The following is a 24,774-nucleotide window of genomic DNA, read 5'->3' as shown; positions in this document are numbered from 1 at the left end:
GCAGCGACGCCCGCCGCAGCGTGAACCGGCCGCCCAGGGTGCGCGCGGGCAACCGGATCGTGTGCAGGTACTCGTCCGGGCGCAGCACCGTCGCGCCGACGTCGCGGACCAGCTCGGCCGCCGGCACGCGCCGGTGCCGTCCGTCGAGCCCCTGGAGCAGGCAGGACCCCTCGGCGGCCGTGACCAGGGAGATCATCGGCCCGGCCGGCAGCGCCGCGCAGAGGTTGCCGCCGACCGTCGCGACGTTCCACACCTTGAACGAGGCGAGGAACGCGTGGCAACAGCCCTGGATCAGCGGGCCCAGCGACGGCCAGCGCGCCGGCGGCGAGTACCGGAACAGCTCGGCGATGGTGCAGGTCGCGGCGATGTCGAGGCCCGGCTCGGCCGGGTCCTGGCTGGTCCGCAACGGGGGCCAGGACAGGGCGGTGAGGTCGCGCAGCCGGCGGGTGCGCGGTTGCGGCTGCGAGAAGAGGAACGTGCCGCCGGCGAGCCAGCGGTCGCCCGGCTGCCACGCGTCGGCGTCCGCGGCGATCACGTCGTGCACGGTGAACAGGTCCACAGGCTTCGCCCTTTCGCTCGGGGCGGGTGCCGCCCGCCGACGTCAGCTGACCGGTCGGGTGGGTGCGGCGGGCGGGGCGGGCGGCGGTGACCGATGGGGGAATCCAAGCAACACGGCCGCCGGCCCGACAATGCGCGCCGGTGACAACACGGTCGGACGCGAACCCGGCCTCGTTGGACGAAGCTCCAAACCGGGGCGGCGGCCGCCACGCCCGGGCCGGCCACCCCTTGACAGCCTGCGGGCCCGCTCCGCATGGTGAGCCGATCCGCCCGCCTGCTCGGGCAGCCCCGCCGCCAGGCAAATCGTGGCCCGGTGCCGTCGTCGGCCGCCCCGGGCCGGGGATGTGCGGCGGTCCCGCCCGGCGTGAGGGAGATGTCGTGCAGCTACCCACCACGACCGGGCCGAGCCCCGGGACCGTCGCCGGCCTGGTACTCGCCGCCGGTGCCGGCCGCCGCTACGGCAGGCCCAAGGCGCTCGTCCGCCACAGCGGCCCGCTGCTGGTGGAACGCGCGGTGCGTACCCTCGTCGAGGCCGGCTGCGCCCCGGCGCTGGTGGTGCTCGGCGCGGCGGCCGACCGGGTCCGTGCCGTCGCCGACCTCTCCGGCGCCCGGGTGGTCGGCAACCCCCGCTGGGCCACCGGAATGGGCTCCTCGCTGCGGGTGGGGCTGACGGCACTGACCGCCACCGACGCGGTGGCGGTGGTGGTGCTCCTCGTCGACATGCCGGGCATCTCCGCCGAGGCGATACGGCGGGTCGCGGCCGACGCCGGCCCGGCGGCCCTGGCCACGGCCGGCTACGGGCCGGGCCGCCGGGGTCACCCGGTGCTGCTGGGCCGGGAACACTGGACAGGCGTGCTCGCCTCGGCAACCGGCGACACCGGCGCGGGCGGCTACCTGCGCCAGCGCCTCGACCGGGTGCGGATCGTGCCGTGCGCCGACGTGGCCCACGACGCGGACCTCGACGTGCCGCCCGCCGACGAGGGGCGGCCCGGCGGTGGATGAGGTGCTCGCCGAGTTGCTGCGCCGCTGCGACGACGGCGATGCCGTCGCCCTGGCCACCGTCGTCGAGACCTGGCGCAGCGCCCCCCACCCGGCCGGCGCCGCGATGCTGGTCGGCCCGGACGGCTCGGTCACCGGCAGCGTCTCCGGCGGGTGCGTCGAGGCGGCGCTGCACGAGTCCTGCCAGGAGGCGCTCCGGACCGGCCGACCCGCCCTGCTGCGCTTCGGGGTGACCGGCCGGGACGCGTTCGCGGCGGGACTGACCTGCGGTGGGACCATCGACGTGTACGTCGAACGGGTCACCAGCGCCGGCTTCCCGGAGCTGGCGGTGCTGGCCGAGGCCGTCCGCTCGGGTGCCGCGGTGGCGGTGCTGACCTGCGTGCGGGGGCCGGCGGGGCGCCTCGGCCGGCGGATCGTGGCCGGGCCGGACGACCACCACGGCACCCTCGGCGACACCCGGCTGGACGAGGCGGCGGTGACCGCCGGCCGCCGGCTGCTGGCCGAGGGACGCAGCGGGCCGCTGCGCCTGCCGCCCGACGATTGCGGCGCGGCCGACCAGGTGACGGTGCTGGTGCGGTCCTACGCCCCGCCGCCCCGGCTGATCGTGTTCGGCGCGATCGACGTCGCAGCCGAGCTCGCCCGGATCGGCGTCGTCCTGGGCTACCGGGTCACCGTCTGCGACGCCCGCCCGGTCTTCGCCACCGCGCGCCGATTCCCGCAGGCGCAGGAGGTGGTGGTCGACTGGCCGCACCGCTACCTCGCGGCCGAGGTCGCGGCGGGCCGGCTGAACGAACGGACCGCCGTGTGCGTGCTCACCCACGACGCGAAGTTCGACGTCCCGGCGCTGCGGCTGGCCCTCGACCTGGAGCTGGGCTTCGTGGGGGCGATGGGCTCCCGGCGGACCCACCACGACCGGCTCGGCCGGCTCCGCGAGGCCGGCGTCACCGAGGCGGCGCTGGCCCGGCTCAGTTCGCCCGTCGGCCTGGACCTGGGTGGGCGCAGCGCCGCCGAGACGGCCGTCAGCATCGCCGCGGAACTCGTCGCGGTCCGCAACGGCCGCCGGGGCGGGCGGCTGCGCGATGCCACCGGCAGCATCCACGGCTGACGCCACCGGCAGCATCCACCCGCTGATCGGCGGCTGGCGGCTGGCGGCTGGCGGCTGGCGGCTGGCGGCTGGAGGCTGGAGGCTGGAGGCTGGAGGAACGTACAACGGCGGCGTCGGTAACCCGGCCGGTTTTGGACCTCGCGGCGCTGTTCGGCCCGCCGGCCCGCCTGTGTGACTCCTTCCGGGAGTGACGGGAGGGCGACCGTGGGTCGGATCGAGGAGTTCAACGCGCTCGCCGCGCAGCGGGCCGAGGACGAGCTTGCGGCCTGCTGCGCCGTCCCCCGCTGGGCCCGCGAGATCGTCGCCGGGCGGCCGTATCAGAACCTGGCCGCGCTGCTGGCCGCGGCGGACGCCGCCAGCGCGCGGCTCACCTGGCCCGAGGTCGAACAGGCGCTCGCCGCCCACCCGCGCATCGGCCAGCGCCCGGTGGGGCAGCGCCGGGAGGACGGCTGGTCGCGGGGGGAACAGTCCGGCCTGGACGCATCGTCCGGCCGGACCCGCGCCGCCATCGCCGAGGCGAACGAGGAGTACGAGCGCCGCTTCGGACACCTGTTCCTGATCTGCGCCACCGGCCGCAGCGACGTGGAGTTGCTCGCCGCCGCGCGGGCCCGGCTGGCGCACGACGAGGCCACCGAGCGGGCCGTGATACGCGATGAGCTGACCAAGATCGCCGCGCTGCGAATCAGGAAGCTGCTCGATGAGCCGGCCTGACGCGGGCCGCGGTGGCCCGTTCGCGCCGTTGTCCACGCACGTGCTCGACACGGTCGTCGGGCTGCCCGCGCCGGGCATCCCGGTCCGGCTCGACCGGCTCGGCGGTACGCGGTGGCGCCAGGTCGGGGCCGGGCGGACCGACGCCGACGGCCGGCTGCGCGACTGGGTGCCGGCGGGTGAGTGGGCGGCCGGCCGGTACCGGCTCGTCTTCGACCTCGACGGGCACCTCGGACCGGATCCCTTCTTCCCGGAGGTCGTGCTGTCCTTTCTGGTCGGTGATCCCGACGCGCACCTGCACCTGCCGCTGCTGCTCAGTCCGTTCGGCTACACCACCTACCGAGGGAGTTGACAGATGGGGATCGTGCTGGGGCCCAACCGGTACGGCAAGGCCGAGGTGCGCGTGGTCCACGTGGCCCGCGACGGCGACCGGCACACGCTGCGCGACCTCGACGTCCGCACCGCCCTCGCCGGGGACCTGGACGCCACCCATCTCACCGGCGACAACAGTCAGGTGCTGCCCACCGATTCGCAGAAGAACACCGTCTACGCGTTCGCCCGCGAGCACGGCGTCGCCTCCCCCGAGGCGTTCGCGCTCCTGCTGGCCCGGCACTTCGTGCACAGCCAGGCGGCCGTCCGACACGCCCGGGTGGCCGTGCAGGAGTTCGGCTGGCAGCGGCTCGGGCCGCACTCCTTCCAGCGCGACGGCGCGCAGACCCGCACCGCGACGGTCAGCTACGACGGGGACACCGCCCAGGTGGTGTCCGGGCTGACCGGTCTGGTGCTGATGAACACCACGAACTCCGAGTTCCACGGCTACGTGCGCGACGAGTACACGACGCTGCCGGAGACCACCGACCGGATCCTGGCCACCGCCGTGGACGCCCGCTGGCGGCACCTCGACGCCGGAGCGGACTGGGATGCCGCCTACCAGCGGGTACGCGAGGCGTTGGTCGCCGCGTTCGTCGAGACGTACAGCAGGTCGTTGCAGCAGACCCTGTACGCGATGGGCCGGCGGGTCCTCCAGACCCGGCCGGAGCTGGCGGAGATCAAGCTGTCGCTGCCCAACCGGCACCACATCCCGGTCGACCTGTCGCCGTTCGGGCTGGACAACCCCAACGCCGTGTTCGTCGCCACCGACCGGCCGTACGGGGTGATCGAGGGCACCGTCGGCCGCGACGACGTCGCCCCGGCCGGCGGGGACTGGTGAGCGCCGTGCCCGCCCACCCCGCCTGGCCCGCCGGCACCGCCGCATCACGCCGGGGGCACCGGTGATCGTCATCGAGAACTGCGCCGTCGCCACGGTCGACGCCGCCCGCACCGAGTACTCCGTCGGTCACGTGGTGATCGGCGACGACGGCCGGATCACCGCCGTCGGGGCCGGGCGGGCCGATGCGGTGGACCGGTCGGCCCGCCTGGTCGACGGCACCGGCTGCCTGGCCACCCCGGGCCTGGTCAACGCCCACCACCACCTCTACCAGTGGGTGACCCGGGGGCTGGCCCAGCAGTCAAACCTGTTCGGCTGGCTCACCACCCTCTACCCGGTCTGGGCCGGGCTGGACGCCGAGATGGTCAACGCCGCGGCGGCGGCCGGGTTGGGCTGGCTCGCCCTGTCCGGCTGCACGACCAGCACCGACCACCACTACGTGTTCCCCCCGGGCGGTGACGACCCGCTGGCCGCCGAGATCGAGGCCGCCCGGCTGGTCGGGCTGCGCTTCCAGCCGTGCCGGGGGTCGATGGACCTCGGCCGGTCGGCGGGCGGGCTGCCCCCGGACTCGCTGGTGGAGCGCACCGAGGCGGCGCTGCTGGCCACCGAGACCGCCATCGACCGCTACCACGACCCCTCGCCCGGCTCGATGCTGCGGATCTCCGTGGCCCCGTGCTCACCGTTCTCGGTCACCAGCACCCTGATGCGGGAGTCCGCCGCGCTGGCCCGGCGTCGGGGGGTCCGGCTGCACACCCACCTGGCCGAGACCGCCGAGGAGGAGCAGTACTGCCGTGCCACGCACGGCTGCACCCCGGTCGAGTACGCCGAGCAGCTCGGCTGGCTCGGCGACGACGTGTGGCTGGCCCACGGCGTACACCTGGACGACCCGGCGCTGGACCGGCTGGCCGCCACCGGGACGGCGGTGGCGCACTGCCCCAGCTCGAACGCCCGCCTCGGCGCCGGCACCGCCCGCGTGCCGGAGCTGCTCGCCGCCGGGGTACCGGTGGGCCTCGGCGTCGACGGTGCCGCCTCCCAGGAGGCCGGCCAACTCGGCGCGGAACTGCGGCAGGCGCTCTACGCGGCCCGGCTGCGCGGCGGCCCGGCCGCGCTGACCGCCCGGCAGGCCCTCGCCCTGGGCACCGTCGGCGGCGCCGAGTGCCTCGGCCGCGCCGACGAGATCGGCTCGCTGGAGGTGGGCAAGCTCGCCGACGTCGCGCTCTGGCGTCTCGACGGGCTGGGGCACGCCGGCATCGACGACCCGGTCGCGGCGCTGGTGCTCGGCCCACCCGCACCGCTGGCGCTGCTGCTGGTCGGCGGCCGGACCGTCGTCGAGCACGCGGAGCTGCGCACCGCCGACGCCGAGATCCTCGCCGGGCAGGCCGCCCGGGCGCACCGCCGGCTGCTGGCGCTGGCCGACTGATGCGCCTGGCCCGGGACGCCTACGCCGACCTCGACGACCGGCTCGCCGCCGTCGACGCCGAGCTGGGCGGCGCGCAGCCACCCCCCGTCGCCGTCCGGCAGCCGGTGCACACCGTGTACGTCCCCGCCGACCGGGTCAGACGCCGACCTCGGGCCGTCCTGGGGGACCGACCGCGCTGCCCGCGCTGCGGGACCACCCGCCGCTGCCGTTCGCCGAGGAGCTGCGCGCCGCCGTGGAGGGCAAGCTGACCCGGGAACCGATCGAGGACCTGCGGGTCGACCTGGAGGACTGCTTCGGGGTACGCGACGACGACGCCGAGGACGACGCGGTGCGCTCGGCCGCCCGGGCGCTGGTGCAGGCCCACTCCGCCGGGGCCGCCACGCCCTTCGTCGGGGTACGGATCAAGTGCCTGGAGGCGGCGACCCGGCGCCGGGCGGTCCGCAGCCTCGACCTGTTCCTCGACGCCTGCGGCGGGCCGCCGGCCGGCTTCGTGGTGACCCTGCCCAAGGTCAGCCACCCGGCGCAGGTCGAGGCGATGGCCGCGCTCTGCGCTCGCCTGGAGACGGCGTACGGGCTGACGGACGAGGCGCTACGGTTCGAGGTTCAGGTGGAGGTGCCCCGCGCGGTGCTCGGCCCGGACGGCACGGCGACGGTGGCCCGGCTGGTCGCCGCCGCCGGGGGCCGCTGCGCGGGGCTGCACTTCGGCACGTACGACTACAGCGCGGCGTGCGGGGTGGCCGGCCCGTACCAGAGCATGGAGCACCCGGCCGCCGACCACGCCAAGGCGGTGATGCAGGTGGCGGCGGCCGGTGCCGGGGTGCCTGTCTGCGACGGCTCCACCAACGTGCTGCCGGTGGGCGGGGCGACGGCGGTGCGGGCAGCCTGGGCGCTGCACTCCCGGCTGGTCCGCCGCTCCCTCGAACGCGGCTTCTACCAGGGCTGGGACCTGCACCCGGCGCAGTTGCCGACCCGGTTCGCCGCGACGTACGCCTTCTTCCGCGACGGCGCGCCCGACGCGGCCCGGCGGTTGCGGGCCTACCTGGACCGCCGCTCGGAGGGGGTGCTGGACGAGCCGGCGACCCGACGCGCGCTCGCCGGGTTCCTGCTGCGCGGGCTGCACTGCGGGGCGCTCACCGTCGCGGGGACCGGATTCGACCGGGCCGAGCTGCGGCGGCACGCGTCGTGACCTGACCGGCGCCGGGCCGAGGAGATGAGGAGGGCCGATGAGCTACGACCTGGTGGTGCGATCCCGGCGGGCGGTGCTGCCGGGCGGGCAACGGCCGGCGGCGATCGGCGTGCGCGCCGGCCGGATCGCCGCGCTCGCCGGATACGACGAACCGCTCGACGCCGGCGTCGACGAGGACCTGGGCGACGTCGCACTGCTGCCCGGCCTGGTGGACACGCACGTGCACGTCAACGAGCCCGGCCGCACCGAGTGGGAGGGCTTCGCCAGCGCAACCCGGGCCGCCGCGGCCGGCGGTGTCACCACCCTGATCGACATGCCGCTGAACAGCGTCCCACCGACGGTCACCGTGGCCGCGCTGGAGACCAAGCGCGCCGCCGCGCGGGGCCGCTGCCATGTCGACGTCGGGTTCTGGGGCGGCGTCGTGCCGGGCAACCTCGGCGACCTCGTGGCACTGGACCGGGCCGGGGTGTTCGGCTTCAAGGCGTTCCTCGTCGACTCCGGCGTGCCGGAGTTCCCCCCGGTCGACGCCGACCTGCTGGAGCAGGCCCTGCGTACGGTCGACGCCCTCTTCGTCGTGCACGCCGAGGACCCGGGGTCGGTGCGCCAGTCGCCCCCGTCGCCGCGCTACGCCGACTTCGTCGCGTCCCGACCGCCGGCGGCCGAGCGGTCCGCCGTCGCGACGGTGGTGGCCGCCGCCCGCCGGACCGGGGCCCGGGTCCACGTGCTGCACCTGTCGTCGGCCGGGGCTCTGCCCGAGCTGGTCGCCGCGCGGGCGGACGGCGTGCGGCTGAGCGTGGAGACCTGCCCGCACTACCTCGCATTGACCGCCGAGCAGGTGCCGGACGGCGCGACCGAGTTCAAGTGCTGCCCGCCGATCCGGGACCGCGACAACCAGGACCGGCTCTGGGCCGCGCTGGCCGACGGCACCGTGGACTGCGTGGTCAGCGACCACTCGCCCTGCCCGCCGGAGCTGAAACGGGCCGACACCGGCGACTTCGCCGCGGCCTGGGGCGGCGTCGCGTCGGTGCAGCTCAGCCTGCCGGTGGTGTGGACCCAGGCCCGCCGACGTGGGCACGGCCTGGCCGACGTCGTCGGCTGGATGGCCACCGGCCCGGCCAACCTGGCCGGGCTGCCCAGCAAGGGACGGCTCGCGGTGGGCTGCGACGCCGACCTGGTGGCCTTCGACGCGGACGCCGGCTTCCGCGTCGAGCCGGGCCTGCTGCACCACCGGCACCCCGTGACGCCGTACGCCGGGCAGCAGTTGACCGGCGTCGTGCGGGCCACCTGGCTGCGCGGCGAACCGGTCACCGGCGACGCCCCGCGCGGCCGGCTGCTGCGGGCGGGTGCGGCGTGAGCGCCCCGGGCGAGTCCGCCGGCCCGGCCGCCCGCCCCGCTCCGGCGGCCCTGCGTGCGCTGGCCACCCTGCCCGACCTGGCCTCGCGTGCCTTCGGCGGTGGCGTCGTCACCGCCAACGACGAGTTCTTCGCCGCCGCGGACAACCTGGTGGAGCCGCTGCCCCCGACCTTCTCGCCCCGCACCTTCGCCGCGAAAGGGCAGGTCTACGACGGCTGGGAGACCCGACGCCGCCGCGAGCCCGGCTCCGACCACGCCATCGTCCGGCTCGGCCTGCCGGGCATCGTGCGCCTGCTGGTCGTCGACACCAGCTTCTTCACCGGCAACTATCCGCCGTTCGCCGCCGTCGACGGGTGCGCCGTCGACGGCTATCCGGGGCCGGCCGAGCTGGGCCCGGGCGCGGTGGGTGCCGCTGCTGGGCCGCTCGCCGCTGGCCGGCGACGCCCGCAACGCCTTCCCGGTCAGCGTGCCCCACCACGTCACCCACGTCCGGCTCACCATCTTCCCCGACGGCGGGGTCGCCCGGCTGCGGGTGCACGGGGACGTGGTGCCCGACCCGCGCCTGCTGCCCGACGTCCTCGACCTGGCGGCGACGGAACACGGCGGACAGGTGCAGGGGTGCAGCGACCGGTTCTACGGCGCCCCGCAGAACCTGCTCGCGCCCGGCCCGGCCCGGGTGATGGGGGAAGGCTGGGAGACCGCCCGCCGCCGCGACGACGGCAACGACTGGGTGCTGGTCCGGCTGGGCGTGCCCGGGGTCGCGCACTTCGTCGACCTCGACACCAGCCACTTCAAGGGCAACGCCCCGGGACGCGCCACGCTACGCGCCGCCGACGACCGCCACGGCGACCTCGACGACCCGGGCGCGTGGTTCCCGCTGCTGCCGGACACCCGGCTGCGGCCGGACACCCGGCACCGCTTCCCGGTCGCCGAGCCCCGGGCCGCCACCCACGTCCGGCTGGATATCTTCCCCGACGGCGGAATGGCCCGGCTGCGGGTGACCGGCCAGATCGACCCCGCCGGCCGGGACGCACTCGCGGCCCGCTGGCGGCGCACCCGCCCGCCGGCGGCCAGCCCCGAACAGTTGACCAGGTCCGGGACCTCGGTCACCGGCGGACCCGCCTGACGGCCGCAAGATTTCGGGGCTTCGCGGCCCCGAAGGGCTTGGCGGCCTCGAAGGGCCTCATCGTCAGGTGGGTGAGCACGGGTCACGGCCCGGTCGGGTGAGGTGCAAAGACGGCCTCGCCCGGCCGGGCCGTGCGTCGTGGGGCCCGGACCGCGTCCGAACACGTTCGCGAGCCCGTCACACCATAGCGACCGGCTCGAAACTATCGCTTGATAAATCCGCAACTTTCTGAAAACCTGAATCCATCGATGAAGGTGAGCGCCGACACAGGCCGGCTCGCCCCCGAGGCCCATCGCAAAACGACCCAAAGTGCACGCGCCACCGCCCCGACTCCCGACCACCAGCCGGGCGAGGCGGTCACCCCGGCAACGCTCAACCCACACCCTAGGAGGTGCTCGAGTCGACCACGCGGGGAGAGCCCAGCGCCCGTAGCCACCACCCCTTGCAAGCCGGGCACCGGACCACTCCCCGCACGCTGTACTCGCTGGTCGCACAGCCCAAGGCGCACTGCGTCCCGGTATTCGCGCCTGACCTGGGCCGTGTCGCCGGGGCTGCCGTGAGGCGCAAGTGCCACGGCCGGCCTCGGCATCGAGGCGAGCCTTCGTACTTCCGTCCCGCCTGCTGGAGGATCAGCATGTTCTCCTCGACCCGTCCCAAGAGACGTCGACTTCGAACGCTCTCGGTCACCGGAGTCGCCACCGCCGTGGCGGCTCTCACCCTCTCCCTGCTTCCCAGTTTCGCCCAGGCCGCCGAGACCACCCTGGGCGCGGCCGCGGCCCAGTCGGGTCGGTACTTCGGCGCCGCCGTCGCTGGGCAGAAGCTCGGCGACAGCGCGTACACAACGATCTTGAACCGGGAGTTCAACAGCGTCACTCCCGAGAACGAGATGAAGATCGACGCGACCGAGCCGCAGCAGAACAACTTCACCTTCGGCAGCGCCGACCGGATCGTCAACCATGCCCTCAGCCGCGGCTGGCAGGTGCGCGGCCACACCCTGGCCTGGCACTCGCAGCAGCCGCCGTGGATGCAGAGCATGAGCGGCAGCGCACTGCGCCAGGCGATGCTGAATCACGTCACCCGGGTCGCCTCCTACTACCGGGGCAAGGTCGTCGCCTGGGACGTGGTGAACGAGGCGTTCGCCGACGGCCCCAGTGGCGCGCGGCGCGACTCGAACCTGCAGCGCACCGGCAACGACTGGATCGAGGCCGCGTTCCGGGCGGCGGACGCCGCCGACCCCGGCGCGAAGCTCTGCTACAACGACTACAACACCGACGACTGGACCCACGCGAAGACGCAGGCCGTCTACAACATGGTGCGGGACTTCAAGCAGCGTGGCGTGCCGATCGACTGCGTCGGTTTCCAGTCGCACTTCAACGCCAACTCGCCGTACCCGAGCAACTACCGCACCACCCTGTCCAGCTTCGCGGCCCTCGGCGTGGACGTGCAGATCACCGAGCTGGACATCGAGGGTTCCGGCAGCACGCAGGCCAACGCCTACCGCAACGTGATCAACGACTGTCTGGCCGTCGCCCGCTGCAACGGTGTCACGACGTGGGGCGTGCGGGACTGCGACTCGTGGCGGTCCGGTGGCACCCCGCTGCTCTTCGAGTGCAACGGCAACAAGAAGCCCGCCTACACCGCCACCCTCGACGCGTTGAACAGCGCGACTCCCACCCCCACCCCGACGACCCCGACCCCGACCACGACCGCGACCCCGCCCCCGTCGGGGGGCATCGACACGAACGCCTGGTACGAGCTGTTGAACCGCAACAGCGGCAAGGCGTTGGACGTGTGCGGCGTGTCCACGGCGGACAACGCCTGCATCCAGCAGTACACCCGCACGGGCGGGCAGAACCAGCAGTGGCAGTTCGTCGACTCCGGTGGAGGCTACTACCGGATCCGGGCCCGCCACTCGGGCAAGGTGCTGGACGTGTCCAACAACTCGACCGCGGATGGTGCCGCGATCGTGCAGTACGGTGACCACGGCGGGGCGAACCAGCAGTTCCGGGTGGCCGACTCGGGCGGCTACGTTCGGCTGATCAGCCGGAGCAGCGGCAAGGTGGTCGAGGTCCAGGGCGCGTCCACCGCTGACGGCGCTCCCGTCATCCAGTACACCGACCGGAACGGCACGAACCAGCAGTGGCAACTGGCCCGGGTCGGCGGGCCCACCACTCCGCCGACGCCGACGGCCAGCACGACGCCGACGCCGCCGGGATCGTGCAACCTTCCGTCGACGTACCGGTGGTCGTCCACGGGCGTGCTGGCGCAGCCGAGGTCGGGCTGGGTGTCGCTGAAGGACTTCACCGTCGCCCCGTACAACGGCAAGCAGCTCGTCTACGCGACGACGCACGACTACGGCACGTCGTGGGGTTCGATGAACTTCAGCCTGTTCACGAACTGGTCGGAGATGGCCACGGCCAGCCAGAACGCGATGTCCTCCGGCACGGTCGCGCCGTCGCTGTTCTACTTCGCCCCGAAGAACATCTGGGTGCTCGCCTACCAGTGGGGCGGGCCGGCGTTCTCCTACCGCACGTCGAGCGACCCCACCAACCCCAACGGGTGGTCCGCGCCGCAGACGCTGTTCTCCGGCAGCATCACCGGCTCCAACACGGGCCCCATCGACCAGGCCGTCATCGGTGACGACCGGAACATGTACCTCTTCTTCGCCGGGGACAACGGCAAGATCTACCGGGCCAGCATGCCCATCGGGAACTTCCCGGGCAGCTTCGGCACGTCGTACACCACCATCATGAGCGACACCACGAACAACCTGTTCGAGGCGGTCCAGGTCTACAAGCTCCAGGGCCAGAACCGCTACCTCATGATCGTGGAGGCCATCGGCGCCCAGGGCCGCTACTTCCGCTCGTTCACGGCCACCAGCCTGGACGGCTCGTGGACCCCGCAGGCCGCGACGGAGAGCAACCCCTTCGCCGGCAAGGCCAACAGCGGCGCCACCTGGACCAACGACATCAGCCACGGTGAACTGCTGCGTACCAGCGCCGACCAGACCATGACCGTCGACCCCTGCAACCTCCAACTGCTCTACCAGGGGCGTGACCCCCGCTCCGACGGCACGGACTACGGCCTCCTGCCGTACCGACCGGGCCTGCTGACCCTGCAACGCTAGTCACGATCAGGACCGGACGGCACTGAAGCGGCGGGCTCGGCGCAAGGCCGGGCCCGCCGCGGGCCACCAGCGCAATCAGTTCCACCGGGACACGACCATCAATGGCAAGGAGCCAGGCGATGTGGAAACGCAGGTACCTCCTCCCATCCATCGCGGCCGCGGCGGTGCTTCTCGCGGCCACCGCCGGCGGCGCGCTGAGCGGCGGCTTCCACGGGGCAGCGGTGGCCGCGACGAACGGCACCCTCGCGACGACCAGCGGCTGCGGTAGGGCCCCCACGCTGACCAACGGGACGCGCACGATCCAGAGCAGCGGCCAGAATCGCAGCTACATCCTGCGGATCCCAGACGGATACGACAGAAACCGCCCCTACCGGCTAATCTTCGGCTTCCACTGGCTGAACGGCTCGGCCAACAACGTCGCCTCGGCCGGCTACTACGGGCTCCAGCCGCTGTCGAACAACAGCGCGATCTTCGTCGCGCCGCAGGGCATCGACAACGGCTGGGCCAATCCCAACGGTCGAGACTTGACCCTCTTCGACGACATCTCCCGGCAAATCGAGAACGACCTCTGCGTCGACACGACCCAGCGCTTCGCGCTCGGTTGGAGCTACGGCGGGGCCATGAGTTACGCGGTGGCCTGCGCCCGGCCCACCATCGTGCGGGCGGTCGCCGTCCTGTCCGGCGCCAACCTCAGCGGCTGCAACGGCGGTACCCAACCCGTCCCGTACTTCGGCATCCACGGCACCTACGACAGCGTGCTCAACATCTCGATGGGCCGGTCACTGCGCGACACGTTCGTCAGGAACAACGGCTGCACCGCCCAGAGCCCACGCGAGCCGAGCCGGGGCAGCCTGACCCACATCACCACCGTCTACTCCGGATGCCGGGCTGGTTACCCCGTGCAGTGGGCAGCCTTCGACGGCGACCACACGCCCAGCCCCGTGGACGGGTCCTCCACTCCCAACGACTCCCGGACCTGGACGTCGGGTGAGATCTGGAGATTCTTCAGCCAGTTCGAGTCCACCACGCCCCCCACGACCGCGCCGCCGACCACCGCTCCCCCGACCACCCCGCCCCCTACCACCCCTCCGCCGACCACCCCTCCGCCGACGACCCCGCCCCCGACTGGCGGGCCCGGCACCTGCGCTGCCACCTACCGAGCGGTCAACAGCTGGCCCGGTGGCTTCCAGGGTGAGGTCATCGTGGCCAACAACACCGCGAGCACACTCAACGGCTGGACCGTACGCATGACCCTGAGCGGCGGCCAGGCCTTCAGCAGCGTCTGGAACGGCATCAATACGGGCACCACCGGCAACGTCAGCGTCAAGAACGCCCCCTACAACGGCACGTTGGGCTCGAACGCCACGACCACCTTCGGGTTCACCGCCACCGGCGACGGCGCCATCCCGCCCAGCAACATCACCTGCACCAGCCCCTGAGCACGGCAGCCGGTGGGGCCCGGAGCCATCTGGCTCCGGGCCCCACCGGTGTCCGGACCGCGAGCCCGCCGCGCCCTCGGTGGCCCATCTACCGATGACCCGGCCGGTGAAGCTGGTGCGACCTCGGTGGTTGGCAGGAGAGCGATCATCCGCACTCGGGGCACCGGACAGAGCAACTCGTTGCGGAAGAGCGGCGCAGTGTCCAACAGCGAACCCACGAACGGTGCGTCACCTCATCCCGGCAGGGGTCCGCCAGGCGCCACGAGGAGCCCGCGCAGCAGCCAGCCGGTCCCGATCCCCCTCCCCGGTCAGCGCAACCGGCTGACGGTTGCGCGTGCGTCCGGTCCACCTGCTCGGCAAGGAGCCGCGCCGCGCTGTCGATGATCGACTGATGGGTGTCGCTGGGCGGGCCCGGCCGTCAGCGTCGACGCCCCGGTAGGAGAAGCGCCGCGCCGGCCCGGTCGGCGGGAGCGGGTCGCCCGGGTAGGTGGAGTTGAATCCGACAAGGTAGATCACCGCCTGGGGCACCGGAGGCACCGCCGACTCGCCCTCACTGTCGGCTGCGGGGGCACACCGCAGCCGGCGCGACCCGCGTCGAGCTGGGCGGGCAGTGCGGCTCGGCCGCCGAAGCCGGGCAAGCGCCGGGGTAGCTTGCGGAGCACCGAAAGCGGTCGCGGTCGTACCGGCCAGGGAGCCGCTCCACCCTGGTTCCGACGGCTCCGAAGGCGGTGTCCAGCCGGGCCCACGAATGCCAGGGCGACCGAGTGCCGGTCCGGGGGTTATTCCGCTGCGATGACAAACAGATTTCTCCTGCGGTGGGAGTCCCGGGACCCAATCTTTTTGCTCGGCACAAGGTGGTCCGCCGGGGAGTTTTCGTTCGCATTATTCAGCAAGGGTTGGCCCGCCGTTCAATTTCTTAACGCAACGGCATCACGCCTCACTCGCCCCACCTGTCCATAGAGGCCGCCTCCTGCGGTGAATTCCCAGGTCAGGACGCCCGTCCACCAACTACGTAATTCTCGTGTCCTGCACGCCCACAGACGCGACCAAGCGTCGCAGCGGACCTGGTTGCCGGGTATGCACCGCAGTGGCCGACATGATCGGAGACGTCACAGACGAGTGATCTCAATACATTCCTACGGATCGATTGACGCGCCTTGCACTGCTGGTTATCGTCACTTCGCGGTAACAGAAGGTCGCAGGTGGATCATTCCGTCCGCTAGAAAGGATCGCAGTCGCATGGTGCAGCGAGTGGGCAGGTCCGGTAGCGCGAACCAGTTCAGCGTCAGCGGTGGTAGCCGCGGGTGCGGTGGTGCCAGTGCGTTCGGGAGAACCCGCCAGCTGCCGTGGCTGGTCGACCCCGGTCGCGGGTTCAGACGTTCGTCGGCGAAGCGTGTTTGAGATCGACGGCGACGAGTTGGTTGGCCCCTCCCCGGCGCCTGTGACGGCAAGGGTGTAGCCCATCGCGGTCGGTGCGCCCGGCGAGCGATGCCCAGACCATGCGGAAGCGGCGCGTGGGGAACGACCATGTGCAAAGAGATCATTTCTGCGGTCGGAGCAGCCATGAGCCGCCGAGGGGCGGTTGGCATCGGTTTTCCTCGGCCTTCGCCCGCGTCAGCGGCCCGCACGCCTTCTCCAGCCATCACCTGACCCCTGGAGGGATTCATGCCGGAAGTTGTCAAGTCCGGGCAGGAACCAAGCTCCGAAATCGAGATAAGCTCCCTACTCCCGGCAGACTCTCCACGTATGAAAATCGACCATGAGCATGTGAGAGTGCTGGCCGAAAGCGAGGTGGAGTTTCCCCCGATCTTGGTGCACCGAGCGACCATGCGTGTCGTGGACGGGATGCACCGGGTGCGGGCCGCGATGCTGCGCAGCCGGCACACCATTGCGGTGCAGTGGTTCGACGGAGACGAGCAGAGGGCTTTCCTGCTCGCGGTAGAGTCAAATATGAGGCATGGCCTGCCGTTGTCACGCGAGGAAAGAAAGAATGCCACCCTGCGAATCCTGCGTTCTCATCCGGACTGGTCGGATCGGAGCATCGCGGAGATGACCGGCTTGAATGCCAAGAGCGTGGGGGAGATCCGACGGCGTTCGACTGAGGCAAGTTCCGAGTCGTTGGCGCGCATCGGGCGTGACGGCCGGGTGCGTCCCTCAAGCGCCGCAGCCGGACGCTCCGCAGCCGCAGAGGTGATCAAGCAGAACCCGACGGCATCCCTGCGGGATATTGCACGACAGGCCGGGATCTCTGTGGGAACCGCGCGGGACGTCCGGCAGCGCCTGGCCAACGGCCAGGAGCCGATCCCCGCCAAAGCTCGGAAGGAGGATCCGGCGAGTAGCAGCCTCATGGCGGCCGGGGCGAAACGCACGGATGTGGGGGCCGTCCCTGATCTCGCACGCCGCATCACGCTCTTCGACGGGCTGCGCAGAGATCCCTCGATCCGGCTCAGCGAGAGCGGACGGCTCGTCCTGCACCAGCTGCGTACGCAGTTGCGAAGCACCGAGGAATGGAAGCGCCTTGCCCCCACCATTCCGATGCATGGCAGGAGCGCCGTGGCAGACATACTGTCCGCCTGCGCGGATGATCTCATCGGGATGGCGCGAGAACTACGCAGGATCGAAGAGTCGCTGGCGGGCTGACCTACCGCTCGCCGTCTACGCGCCGGCAGCAGGCGTCGGGCGCGCCCCGTCTCGCCGTCGACACTGACCGGTGCCGCCTGGCGCAGGTTCGTACGTGTCCGGATTGGACCAGCGGTCGTGCGATGAGCGTGGGCGAGAAACGCAGGCAGGCAGGATCATCCGGCGTCCGGACACCACCGCGCCAAGATGGGCTGCGGGGAGCACCGACGGGGGTGGGCAGGTGCGCTACTCCCCCGGCGGCCGGGCAGCTACCGACCGGCCTGGCACCGTTCGCGCCGTCTCCCGCCACTCCTGGGACAGCTTCAGCAGGTCGGCGTCGATCATCTGTCGAGGGTAGGACCACCGCAGCAGCGGCGCGGTCATGGCTGTCGTAACCACGGCCATGACGACCATCAGCGAGTACAGGTCGCTGTCCAGCAGATGAAGTTGCAGGCCGACGCCGAGAATGATCAGCTCGGTGAGGCCCCGGGTGTTCATGAGGACACCCAGCGTCGTGGCCACCCGCCCGGGCTGGCCGCCGGCCCGCGCACCGGTGTACGCGCCAATGAACTTGCCACCGATCGCCACAAGAAGGATCAACGCCAACTCGCCGAACCCGTCGTCGCCCACCGCGGCCAGATTCACGCTCAGCCCGGCTACCGCGAAGTACGCCGGCAACAGTATCCAGGTGACCATGCCGACCCGGTCACTGACCTGCGTGCGCAGCCGTTCGGTACCGTGACGCGGCATGATCACACCGGCGAAGAACGCACCGAAGATGAAGTGCAGTCCGAACCATTCACTGAGCCCGCCGGAGAGAAGTAGCAGCACGATCAGCACAATGACCGGCCCAGCGGTGAGTTCCCGCTCGGCAGTTCGTCGGTCGCCGCGGGCCGGTGCGGAGACGATCCTGCCGAGCAGTGGTCGCACCACCCACACCATCACCAGCGCGTAGGGCAGGGCCAGCAGCACCTGCCAGAAATGCTGGCCGCCCGTGAGCGTCACGATGGCGGCAAGCAGAAACCATGCCACCACGTCCCCGATGGCCGCGCTGGCCATCGCCAGCGCACCGAGTCTGGTGTGCTGTATGCCCCGGTCGGTGAGGATGCGGGCCAGTACCGGGAACGCCGTTATCGACATGGACGCCCCCATGAACAGCACGAACCCCAGGTGGTTGGGGACCTTGTGGTCGTGCCACAGGTACAGCGCGAGCAGGCAGCCGAGCCCGAACGCGAACACCATCGATCCGATCGAGACACCGACCGCCGCGCGTCGGCTCCCCCGTAACAGCCTGTGGTCGATTTCGAGGCCGACGACGAACATGAACAACGCGACGCCGAGGTTCCCGAGCGTGACGAGGTGCGGTCGGACGTCTGGGGGAAAGAGGGTTTCCGAGACGGCACCGTTGAACAGGGACGGGCCGAGCAGGATTCCGGCCAGGATCTCGCCGACCACCGGTGGCTGCCCGAACCGTTTCGCCAGGGTGCCGAGCAGGTGCGCGGCCGCCAGGATCAGTGCCAGGGCGAACATCGTCATTGCGGTTTGATGGGGGGCCATGAGACCTCATCTCCAGTTGTGACGTGACCAGGTGGAGGGCTTCGCCGGCTACGTGGCGACTTGGGCCGGGAGGACTCGACCGCATCGTGGAGATCGTCCGCGGACAACCCGGGACAACGGGATAGGCTCGCAAGAGGCGGCAGGGCGGCTTGTTTCAACCGGTCGGCCAAGCGCCGCCGCCGGGCCGGCGAGCCGCGCCACGGCCAGGGCAGGATCCGCCGGCGTTGAACGACGCAGTGCCGCGTCCGCGCGCCCGTGGCGGACTCACCGTCTGCGCGGGCCATGGCCACTTCCAGCGAATCCGCTGACGGATCGCGAACCCGGCCCAAGCGTTAGACAAGGCGACCCAGGCATTGCTATGTTGTGGTCGTGTCTACTCCTGAGGCGGAAAGAAGCTAGCCATCGGTGATTCGATGGCTGATCGCGTAGTCGGGTGACAACCTGCTCCGAAGTAGAGCAGCGCTTCGTGTGTCTCCTGCCGTTGATCAACCGCATCGTGGGATCTCGCCTGTGCCTTCTCACCAGGCTCTTTCAACGCACCACCCCCGTGTGGTGTCGCGTCCCCCCTTCGTGTGCGAAGTAGTTGGAGCTTCTCAATGCCTTTCGCCATCTACGTCCTTGGGCTGGCTGTTTTCGCCCAGGGAACGTCGGAGTTCATGCTTGCTGGTCTAGTACAGGACATCGCCGCCGATCTTGGCGTGTCCATCCCGGCCGTAGGCTCACTGACCTCGGCCTTCGCCGTCGGTATGATCGTCGGTGCGCCGCTGGTCGCGATGCTGAGCATGCGCTGGCCCCGCCGCAGGGCGCTGCTGACCTTCCTGATCACCTTCCTTCTGGCGCACGTGGTCGGCGCGCTCACCTCCAGCTTCGAAGTGCTGCTGGTGACCCGGGTGATCGCCGCGCTTGCCATGGCCGGTTTCCTGGCCGTGGGCCTGGCCACCGCAGCAGGCATGGCCGGTCCCCAGGCCAAGGGCAGGGCCACGTCGGTGCTGCTGAGCGGCGTGACCCTCGCCTGCGTCGCGGGAGTTCCCCTTGGTGCCGTACTCGGTGAGGTCTGGGGCTGGCGTTCGGCGTTCTGGGGCGTGGCCGCCATCTCCGCACCTGCCGTCATCGCCATTCTGCGTTCCGTGCCGCCCACTCCCGTTGACCCTGACGCCCCGACCGCCCGGCACGAACTGCGGGCGCTGCGCAGCCCCCAACTGATCGTGACGCTGCTACTGGGTGCGTGCGTCAACGGGGCGACGTTCTGCTCGTTCACGTATCTGGCACCGGTGATGACCGAGGTCACCAGCCTCGGCACCGGCTGGCTGCCGGGCATCCTGGCGCTGTTCGGCGTCGGCTCCTTCATCGGTGTCAATCTGGGCGGCAGGCTGGCGGACAAGCGGCCCATCCAGGTGGTGACAATCGGCGGTACTGCACTAATGGCAGGCTGGATCCTCTTCGCCCTCACGGCCGCCAACCCGGTCACCGCCCTCGTGTTCGTGTTCGTGCAGGGAATTCTCTCGTTCGCCGTCGGCTCCACGCTGATCTCGCAGGTTCTCTACCTGGCCTCGGATGCACCGCGGCTGTCCGGCGGGTTCGCCACCGCGGCGATGAACGTCGGTGCCGCAGCCGGTCCGGCCCTCGGTGGCGTGGCCCTCAGTGCGGGCCTCGGCTACCGGTCGCCGCTGCTGGTCAGCGCGTCACTGGTGGCCGTTGCCCTGTTGCTCGGGGGCGCGGCCCGTGCGTTCGGCCGCAGCACCGTACGCAGCCAGGCGGAACTCCAGGAGGTTCACCTGTAACCGGCTGCACTCGGTGGCCCGTACCCCGGCTGGTGGCCCCCTCCGCCGGGATACGGGCCACCGTCATGCGGTCCCGCTACAGCAGCGTGAGGAAATGCGCGACCATGCCAGCCGACTGTTCGGGATTGAGCCGTGGGTCGCAGGTTGACCGATAGTCGGAGAACTGCGGATCGGCGGTGAGGGCGGAGACGCACTCGGTCACCGGGTCCGGGGTCAGCTCCAGGTGCAGACCGGCGGGCCACCGCCGGTTGGCCTGGAGGATGCGGGCAAAGGAAGTGATCTCGGCCCGCATCGGCTCGATCAGCCTCGTCTTGAAGCCGGACAGCCGTAGACCGTTGCCGTGCATGGGGTCGCACAGCCAGACGACCGGCGCGCCGCACCTCGCCACCGCCTCGACGACCGGCGGCAGCAGCCGGTCCACCTCCTTGGCGCCGAAGCGGACGATGAACGTCAGCCGCCCCGGGACATCCTCCGGGTTCAGACTCCGGCTCAGCTCGACGGCATCCTGCGGCGACGTGGACGGACCGAGCTTGACGCCAATGGGGTTGTGCACGGCCTGGGCGAGTTCGAGATGCGCGCCGCCGGGATTGCGGGTCCGCTCACCGATCCAGCCGAAGTGCGTGGACGCGCTGTACCCGCCCCGCACACCGTCGCGGACCAGTGGGCTCTCGTAGGGCAGCAGCAGAAGTTCGTGGGAAGCGTAGACGCGCTCGGTGATCGGCCGTCCCGACCAGGATTTGCGGATCTCGTTGAGCACTGCCCCGGAGCAGTGGTAGGCGGTGATCAGCCGACGCGGGTCGGGGGTGCGCAGTACGGGGTCGAAGGCGGGGTCGTTCACGGCGTCGCCGCAGTAGCTGGGCATCTGCCGGCCCGAGTCCTCCGTCTCGAACGGGGAGGATCGTGGTTTGCCGTACTGACCGGCGATCCGGCTGATCGGCACGGTGGGAAGCCGGCTGCCGGCACGCAGGAGTGCAGCGAGTCCCTGCAGGTGGTCGACCTTCTGCCGGACGAGGTCCGGCACGGCCTCATGGAACCGCTCGGCGCAGTCGCCACCCTGCAGGACCAGCGCCGAGCCCTCGGCGACCAGTGCCATGCCCCGCGTCAGGTCGACCACCTCGTCCTCGGTGGTGAGCGCCGGCAGTCCGGCCAGTTCGCGTTCCGCCTCCGCCAGCGCCGCCTCGTCAGGCCAGTACGGCTGTTGCAGAGCCGGCCGCCGGGTCAGAGATGTGTACATCGTGTCCTCCTTCGCCCCACAAAGGAGCTGTCGCTTGCGCTGTCGCCTTCTGCCGGCACCGGAGGGTCACCGCCGGTCACTGGCTGCCCGACTCATCACCACGTCTTCGACCCGGCACATCTCGCCGATGATGGCGTCGTAGAGGTTCACCAGGAAGTCGGCGTCGAGGCCGTTGGCGGCGGCGTACTGGGCCGCCCTCTCCTTGACGAGCCGAACCCTGCCGGGCTGCATCATCGGCAGGTCGTGCCGTGCCTTGTACTCCGCGATCCGGACTCCGCACTCGATGCGCCGCCGCAGCGTGTCCAGCAGTCTCTCGTCGAGAAGATCGAGTTCCGCACGCAGGTCGTTCAGATGGTCCTGGTCGGTCATTGGTTCGTGTCGCCTCCGCCCGTCTGGTGGATGATCCGGACGACCTCTCGGCAGCGCTTCTGGTGCTCCCCGAGTCCGGCTCCCATCAGCCGTCGCAGGTCCTCGAAGGTGGCGTCGAGGCCCTGCTCGCCGTCGTCGACGACGCTGGTGAAGGCACGCAGTCCATCTGCGAGGGCCTGCCGCGCCGCGCCCGCGTAGGGATTGGCGCGCTGAATTTCCTCGTACACCTCGGGGCTGCCGTCGAGCACCCGGGCCAGCAGGGCGAGCAGGGTCAGGTGGGGCGGTGGGGCGGTCGCCGTCAGTTGCTCGACGTCCACGCCCAGCTTTGGAAGCGCGAGTCCGAAGGAGAGGATCATCGCGTGAGTCAGCGCCTGGCTGGCGGCCGTCGTTCGGTCATGCTGCTCTGGTGTGCACCGCACCAGCCGGCCACCCCATCGTTCGACCAGTCCAAGCAGGGCCGTCACGCCCGGGCCGTCCTGCGTCACCACGGCGGCCACCGGGCGGCCGGGCATCCCTGCGGCCGGCGCGAACATCGGGTTCAGGCCGACGTGTTGGATGTCGATCGCGCGAGCCTCGAGCTCAGCGGCCATGCGCGTCTTGACCGACAGGGTGTCGGCCAGCACCGCGCCGGGCCGCATGAGGTCCGTGACCGGCCCGACGGCCTTGAGGGCGACCTGCTCGTGCACCGCCAGGAGGACGAGATCCGCGCGGGTGACGGCCTCGGCAGACGCGGAATCCGGATCGGTGATGTCCGCTACGAGCCACCGGACCGGGTCCGTGCCGCCCGGCACGAGGTCCACGATCAACGGGTCACTGCCCGACTGCCGCAGCAGATCGGCGAACATGGCGCCGACCGCGCCGCCGCCACCGACGACGACGCACCGCCGAAAGGTCATCGTCGCCCACCCGCCATCGCGGCGCTGTCAAGGGCGGAGAGCATGGCGCGCGCCTTGACGACAGTCTCGATGAACTCCTCCTCGTGGTCGGACAGGGCCACGATCGCGCCACCGACGCCGAACTCCGCCTGCCCTGCCGAGAGCACGATGGTGCGGATGACGATGCTGAGGTTGGCCGCGCCGCTGAGGGAGAACCAGCCGAGCGCGCCGGAGTACACCCCACGCGGCCCGCTCTCCAACCGGTCGATGATCTCCATGGTGCGTTTCTTGGGCGCGCCGGTCATGGAGCCGCCCGGGAAGGCCGCCCGGACACAGCCGGCGGTGGTCGTGCTGGGGCGCAACTTGCCACGGATGGTCGACACCAACTGGTGCACGGGCGCGTAGGTCTCGACTCCGAACAGCCTTGGCACATGGACCGAGCCGATCGCGCAGACGCTGTTGAGGTCGTTGCGCACCAGGTCGACGATCATCAGGTTCTCGGCCCGGTCCTTCTCCCTGCTGACCAGATCCCGCCGGAGCCGTTCGTCCTCCTCCGCGCTGTCGCCCCGCGGCCTGGTCCCCTTGATGGGCTTGGACTCGACGCTGCCGTCCGTGCCAATGGTGAGAAACCGCTCGGGCGACGCGCTGAGCACCGCGAGCTCCGGGAACGCCAGCAACGCGCCGTATGGCACCGGGCTGATCGTACGCAGCGCGGAATAGAGCTCCGACGGCGTCGACTGCGTGGGCACCGTGACCATGTTGGTCAGGCAGATCTCATACGACTCGCCGTTGCGGATCTCCGCCAGGCACGCGTCGATGCGTTTGAGGTAGGCGTCCTTGTCGAGGCGTGCCTGCGCCCGGGGGCCGAAGTCCGTCGCCGCCTCGGTGCTGCCGCGCAGGACGGCCGTGTTGTCCGACGGGGTCCACTCGCCCAGGGCGGCCAGACGCTCGGCCGTGTCCGTCAGCCAGGCGCGCGCCCCGGTGTCCTGGCCACGCCGCTCGAGCGCCAGCAGGTAGCAGCAGCGATCCTCATGGTCGAGCACAATCAGCCGGTCGACGAACAGCAGCGCGGCGTCCGGATGAGCGGACTGGTGCGCGGGTTCACCGATCGTCTCTGCCTTCAGTTCGTAGCCGAGATAGCCGACGTAGCCGAGGTTGAACTCGAACGGCAGGGCGTCCGGCAGGGGGGTGCGCCGGCGGTCGAGCTGTTCTTCCAGGTACGTGAAGAAGGGCTGGCGGAGCTGTGTCGCCCGGCCGTCGGCCCCGCGGACCGAGACGGTCCCGTCCGCCACCCGGTAGGTCACGTACTCGGCGAGCGGGCCGCTGTCGTCACCGAGGAACGAGAATCGTGAGATGCCTTCGAGGAGGGCGCTGCTGTCCAGCCAGAACGTCGAGCCAGAGGTCGACAGGCAGGTCCTGTGCACCGCTTCCGCGTCCGGCAGCACCTCGACCCGGCGAACGTGGGTTTCGTAGGGCGGGACCTGCTCCCGCCGGACGCGGTTGATGGAAAGCGCGAGGTCGCGGAAGTTCGCCAGCAGTTCGCGGCCGAAGTCGCTGCCCACCGACTCCGGGTGGAACTGAACGCCCCACAGGGGTCTCTCGCGGTGCCGCAGGCCCATCACCACGCCGTCGTCGCTCCAGGCGATCGCCTCGAGTTCGTCGGGGAGTTCGCTCGCCGCCAGCGAGTGGTAACGGACGGCTTTGAACGGCGACGGCAGCCCCTTGAAGACGTCCACGCCGGTGTGCCGCACCTGTGACACCCGGCCGTGCATGGGGCTGGGGGCCGGGCCGACGGTCCCGCCGAACATCTGGGCGATGCCCTGGTGGCCGAGGCAGACGCCGAGCACGGGAAGGCCGCTTTCCAGGATCGCCTGCCGACTGATGCCGAAGTCCCGTGCCCGCTCGGGGCTACCGGGGCCTGGCGACACGACGACGGCGTCGAAGTCCTCGACGCGGATCCGCGACCACTCCGAGTCGTTGCGCACCACGACGGGCGACTGACCGGTGGCCTCGCCGATGTACTGGAAGAGGTTGTAGGTGAACGAGTCGTAGTTGTCGATCAAGAGAGTACGCATGGCAGGGCACCTTGTCGTCGGGGGACGCGGCGAAGG

19 protein-coding genes and 1 pseudogene are annotated in these 24,774 nt (G+C 71.4%); 14 read left to right on the top strand and 6 right to left on the bottom strand.

Annotated features, from left to right (window positions below; translation table 11 throughout):
• A partial coding sequence (locus MCAG_RS27705) for an FAD binding domain-containing protein (RefSeq protein ID WP_007076258.1) occupies positions 1-559 on the bottom strand: 559 nt, incomplete at its 3' end.
• Positions 560-900: 341 nt separating this feature from the next.
• On the opposite strand from MCAG_RS27705, the gene MCAG_RS27700 reads away from it, so the two are divergent.
• The 13 genes and pseudogenes from MCAG_RS27700 (at position 901) to MCAG_RS27640 (ending at position 16,868) form a co-directional block, all read left to right on the top strand.
• Complete coding sequence (locus MCAG_RS27700) at positions 901-1,560, top strand: NTP transferase domain-containing protein (protein WP_083802375.1); 660 nt, start codon at positions 901-903, stop codon at positions 1,558-1,560.
• A complete protein-coding gene (locus tag MCAG_RS27695) occupies positions 1,553-2,662 on the top strand; it encodes an XdhC family protein (protein WP_007076256.1) in 1,110 nt (369 codons plus the stop codon). Before MCAG_RS27700 ends, MCAG_RS27695 begins: the two co-directional genes overlap by 8 nt.
• A 204-nt stretch (positions 2,663-2,866) precedes the next feature.
• Positions 2,867-3,373 carry a 2-oxo-4-hydroxy-4-carboxy-5-ureidoimidazoline decarboxylase gene (uraD, locus tag MCAG_RS27690; protein ID WP_036375578.1) on the top strand — a complete coding sequence of 169 codons (507 nt, stop codon included), beginning with the start codon at positions 2,867-2,869 and terminating at the stop codon, positions 3,371-3,373.
• Positions 3,360-3,722, top strand: coding sequence for a hydroxyisourate hydrolase (uraH, locus tag MCAG_RS27685; RefSeq protein ID WP_050778103.1), 363 nt, complete (start codon positions 3,360-3,362; stop codon positions 3,720-3,722). The genes uraD and uraH overlap by 14 nt, the downstream gene beginning before the upstream one ends.
• Before the next feature lie 3 nt (positions 3,723-3,725).
• Positions 3,726-4,580, top strand: a complete 855-nt coding sequence (pucL, locus tag MCAG_RS27680) for a factor-independent urate hydroxylase (RefSeq protein ID WP_007076254.1) — start codon at positions 3,726-3,728, stop codon at positions 4,578-4,580.
• Positions 4,581-4,641: 61 nt separating this feature from the next.
• The gene (locus MCAG_RS27675) at positions 4,642-5,997 is read left to right on the top strand and encodes an 8-oxoguanine deaminase (protein WP_007076253.1); all 1,356 of its coding nucleotides are present in this window, start codon (positions 4,642-4,644) and stop codon (positions 5,995-5,997) included.
• A gap of 232 nt (positions 5,998-6,229) precedes the next feature.
• On the top strand, positions 6,230-7,183 hold the full coding sequence (locus MCAG_RS27665; RefSeq protein WP_007076252.1) for an aldolase/citrate lyase family protein: 954 nt from the start codon (positions 6,230-6,232) through the stop codon (positions 7,181-7,183).
• A 37-nt stretch (positions 7,184-7,220) separates the two neighbouring features.
• Positions 7,221-8,537 carry an allantoinase AllB gene (allB, locus tag MCAG_RS27660; protein ID WP_007076251.1) on the top strand — a complete coding sequence of 439 codons (1,317 nt, stop codon included), beginning with the start codon at positions 7,221-7,223 and terminating at the stop codon, positions 8,535-8,537.
• Positions 8,534-8,848 (top strand): annotated as a pseudogene (locus tag MCAG_RS35840) (hypothetical protein); the annotation flags it as partial. The gene allB and the pseudogene MCAG_RS35840, both read left to right, overlap by 4 nt.
• A 94-nt stretch (positions 8,849-8,942) precedes the next feature.
• Positions 8,943-9,662: a hypothetical protein gene (locus tag MCAG_RS35390; protein WP_255349007.1), complete on the top strand. Its 720-nt coding sequence runs from the start codon at positions 8,943-8,945 to the stop codon at positions 9,660-9,662.
• Positions 9,663-10,296: 634 nt separating this feature from the next.
• Positions 10,297-12,789, top strand: a complete 2,493-nt coding sequence (locus MCAG_RS27650) for a non-reducing end alpha-L-arabinofuranosidase family hydrolase (RefSeq protein WP_083802373.1) — start codon at positions 10,297-10,299, stop codon at positions 12,787-12,789.
• Between the two features lie 119 nt (positions 12,790-12,908).
• Entirely contained in the window at positions 12,909-14,228 is a 1,320-nt protein-coding gene (locus tag MCAG_RS27645; protein WP_036375568.1) for a cellulose binding domain-containing protein, read from the top strand.
• A 1,746-nt stretch (positions 14,229-15,974) separates the two neighbouring features.
• Positions 15,975-16,868: a transcriptional regulator gene (locus MCAG_RS27640; protein WP_232290309.1), complete on the top strand. Its 894-nt coding sequence runs from the start codon at positions 15,975-15,977 to the stop codon at positions 16,866-16,868.
• A 225-nt stretch (positions 16,869-17,093) separates the two neighbouring features.
• On the opposite strand, the gene MCAG_RS27635 is transcribed toward MCAG_RS27640, so the two are convergent.
• Entirely contained in the window at positions 17,094-18,383 is a 1,290-nt protein-coding gene (locus MCAG_RS27635; protein ID WP_198141670.1) for a cation:proton antiporter, read from the bottom strand.
• A gap of 617 nt (positions 18,384-19,000) precedes the next feature.
• Between MCAG_RS27635 and MCAG_RS27630 the strand changes: the two genes are divergently transcribed.
• Positions 19,001-20,185, top strand: a complete 1,185-nt coding sequence (locus tag MCAG_RS27630; protein WP_007076244.1) for a Cmx/CmrA family chloramphenicol efflux MFS transporter — start codon at positions 19,001-19,003, stop codon at positions 20,183-20,185.
• Positions 20,186-20,261: 76 nt separating this feature from the next.
• Here MCAG_RS27630 and MCAG_RS27625 read toward each other — a convergent pair whose 3' ends face one another.
• The 4 genes from MCAG_RS27625 to pabB all read right to left on the bottom strand — a co-directional run bounded on the left by MCAG_RS27625 (position 20,262) and on the right by pabB (position 24,738).
• A complete protein-coding gene (locus MCAG_RS27625) occupies positions 20,262-21,419 on the bottom strand; it encodes a 3-deoxy-7-phosphoheptulonate synthase (protein WP_007076243.1) in 1,158 nt (385 codons plus the stop codon).
• Between the two features lie 66 nt (positions 21,420-21,485).
• Complete coding sequence (locus MCAG_RS27620) at positions 21,486-21,788, bottom strand: chorismate mutase family protein (protein ID WP_007076242.1); 303 nt, start codon at positions 21,786-21,788, stop codon at positions 21,486-21,488.
• Positions 21,785-22,684, bottom strand: a complete 900-nt coding sequence (locus MCAG_RS27615) for a prephenate dehydrogenase/arogenate dehydrogenase family protein (protein ID WP_007076241.1) — start codon at positions 22,682-22,684, stop codon at positions 21,785-21,787. Before MCAG_RS27615 ends, MCAG_RS27620 begins: the two co-directional genes overlap by 4 nt.
• Complete coding sequence (gene pabB / locus MCAG_RS27610) at positions 22,681-24,738, bottom strand: aminodeoxychorismate synthase component I (protein WP_007076240.1); 2,058 nt, start codon at positions 24,736-24,738, stop codon at positions 22,681-22,683. The genes MCAG_RS27615 and pabB overlap by 4 nt, the downstream gene beginning before the upstream one ends.
• Positions 24,739-24,774 lie beyond the last annotated feature (36 nt).

This window comes from Micromonospora sp. ATCC 39149 (assembly GCF_000158815.1).
GTDB lineage: Bacteria > Actinomycetota > Actinomycetes > Mycobacteriales > Micromonosporaceae > Micromonospora.
The sequence above is the reverse complement of the archived record's forward strand: the minus strand, read 5'-3'. Positions and strand labels throughout refer to the sequence as shown.

Bases quoted from the DNA above. Each gene is read 5' to 3' on its own strand.
- uraH (WP_050778103.1), top strand. From the start codon at position 3,360: ATGAGCCGGCCTGACGCGGGCCGCGGTGGCCCGTTCGCGCCGTTGTCC.
- pabB (WP_007076240.1), bottom strand. From the start codon at position 24,738: ATGCGTACTCTCTTGATCGACAACTACGACTCGTTCACCTACAACCTC.
- MCAG_RS27615 (WP_007076241.1), bottom strand. From the start codon at position 22,684: ATGACCTTTCGGCGGTGCGTCGTCGTCGGTGGCGGCGGCGCGGTCGGC.
- allB (WP_007076251.1), top strand. From the start codon at position 7,221: ATGAGCTACGACCTGGTGGTGCGATCCCGGCGGGCGGTGCTGCCGGGC.
- MCAG_RS27630 (WP_007076244.1), top strand. From the start codon at position 19,001: ATGCCTTTCGCCATCTACGTCCTTGGGCTGGCTGTTTTCGCCCAGGGA.
- MCAG_RS27650 (WP_083802373.1), top strand. From the start codon at position 10,297: ATGTTCTCCTCGACCCGTCCCAAGAGACGTCGACTTCGAACGCTCTCG.
- MCAG_RS27700 (WP_083802375.1), top strand. From the start codon at position 901: ATGTGCGGCGGTCCCGCCCGGCGTGAGGGAGATGTCGTGCAGCTACCC.
- MCAG_RS27635 (WP_198141670.1), bottom strand. From the start codon at position 18,383: ATGACGATGTTCGCCCTGGCACTGATCCTGGCGGCCGCGCACCTGCTC.
- pucL (WP_007076254.1), top strand. From the start codon at position 3,726: ATGGGGATCGTGCTGGGGCCCAACCGGTACGGCAAGGCCGAGGTGCGC.
- MCAG_RS27625 (WP_007076243.1), bottom strand. From the start codon at position 21,419: ATGTACACATCTCTGACCCGGCGGCCGGCTCTGCAACAGCCGTACTGG.
- MCAG_RS27640 (WP_232290309.1), top strand. From the start codon at position 15,975: ATGAAAATCGACCATGAGCATGTGAGAGTGCTGGCCGAAAGCGAGGTG.
- MCAG_RS27620 (WP_007076242.1), bottom strand. From the start codon at position 21,788: ATGACCGACCAGGACCATCTGAACGACCTGCGTGCGGAACTCGATCTT.
- MCAG_RS27645 (WP_036375568.1), top strand. From the start codon at position 12,909: ATGTGGAAACGCAGGTACCTCCTCCCATCCATCGCGGCCGCGGCGGTG.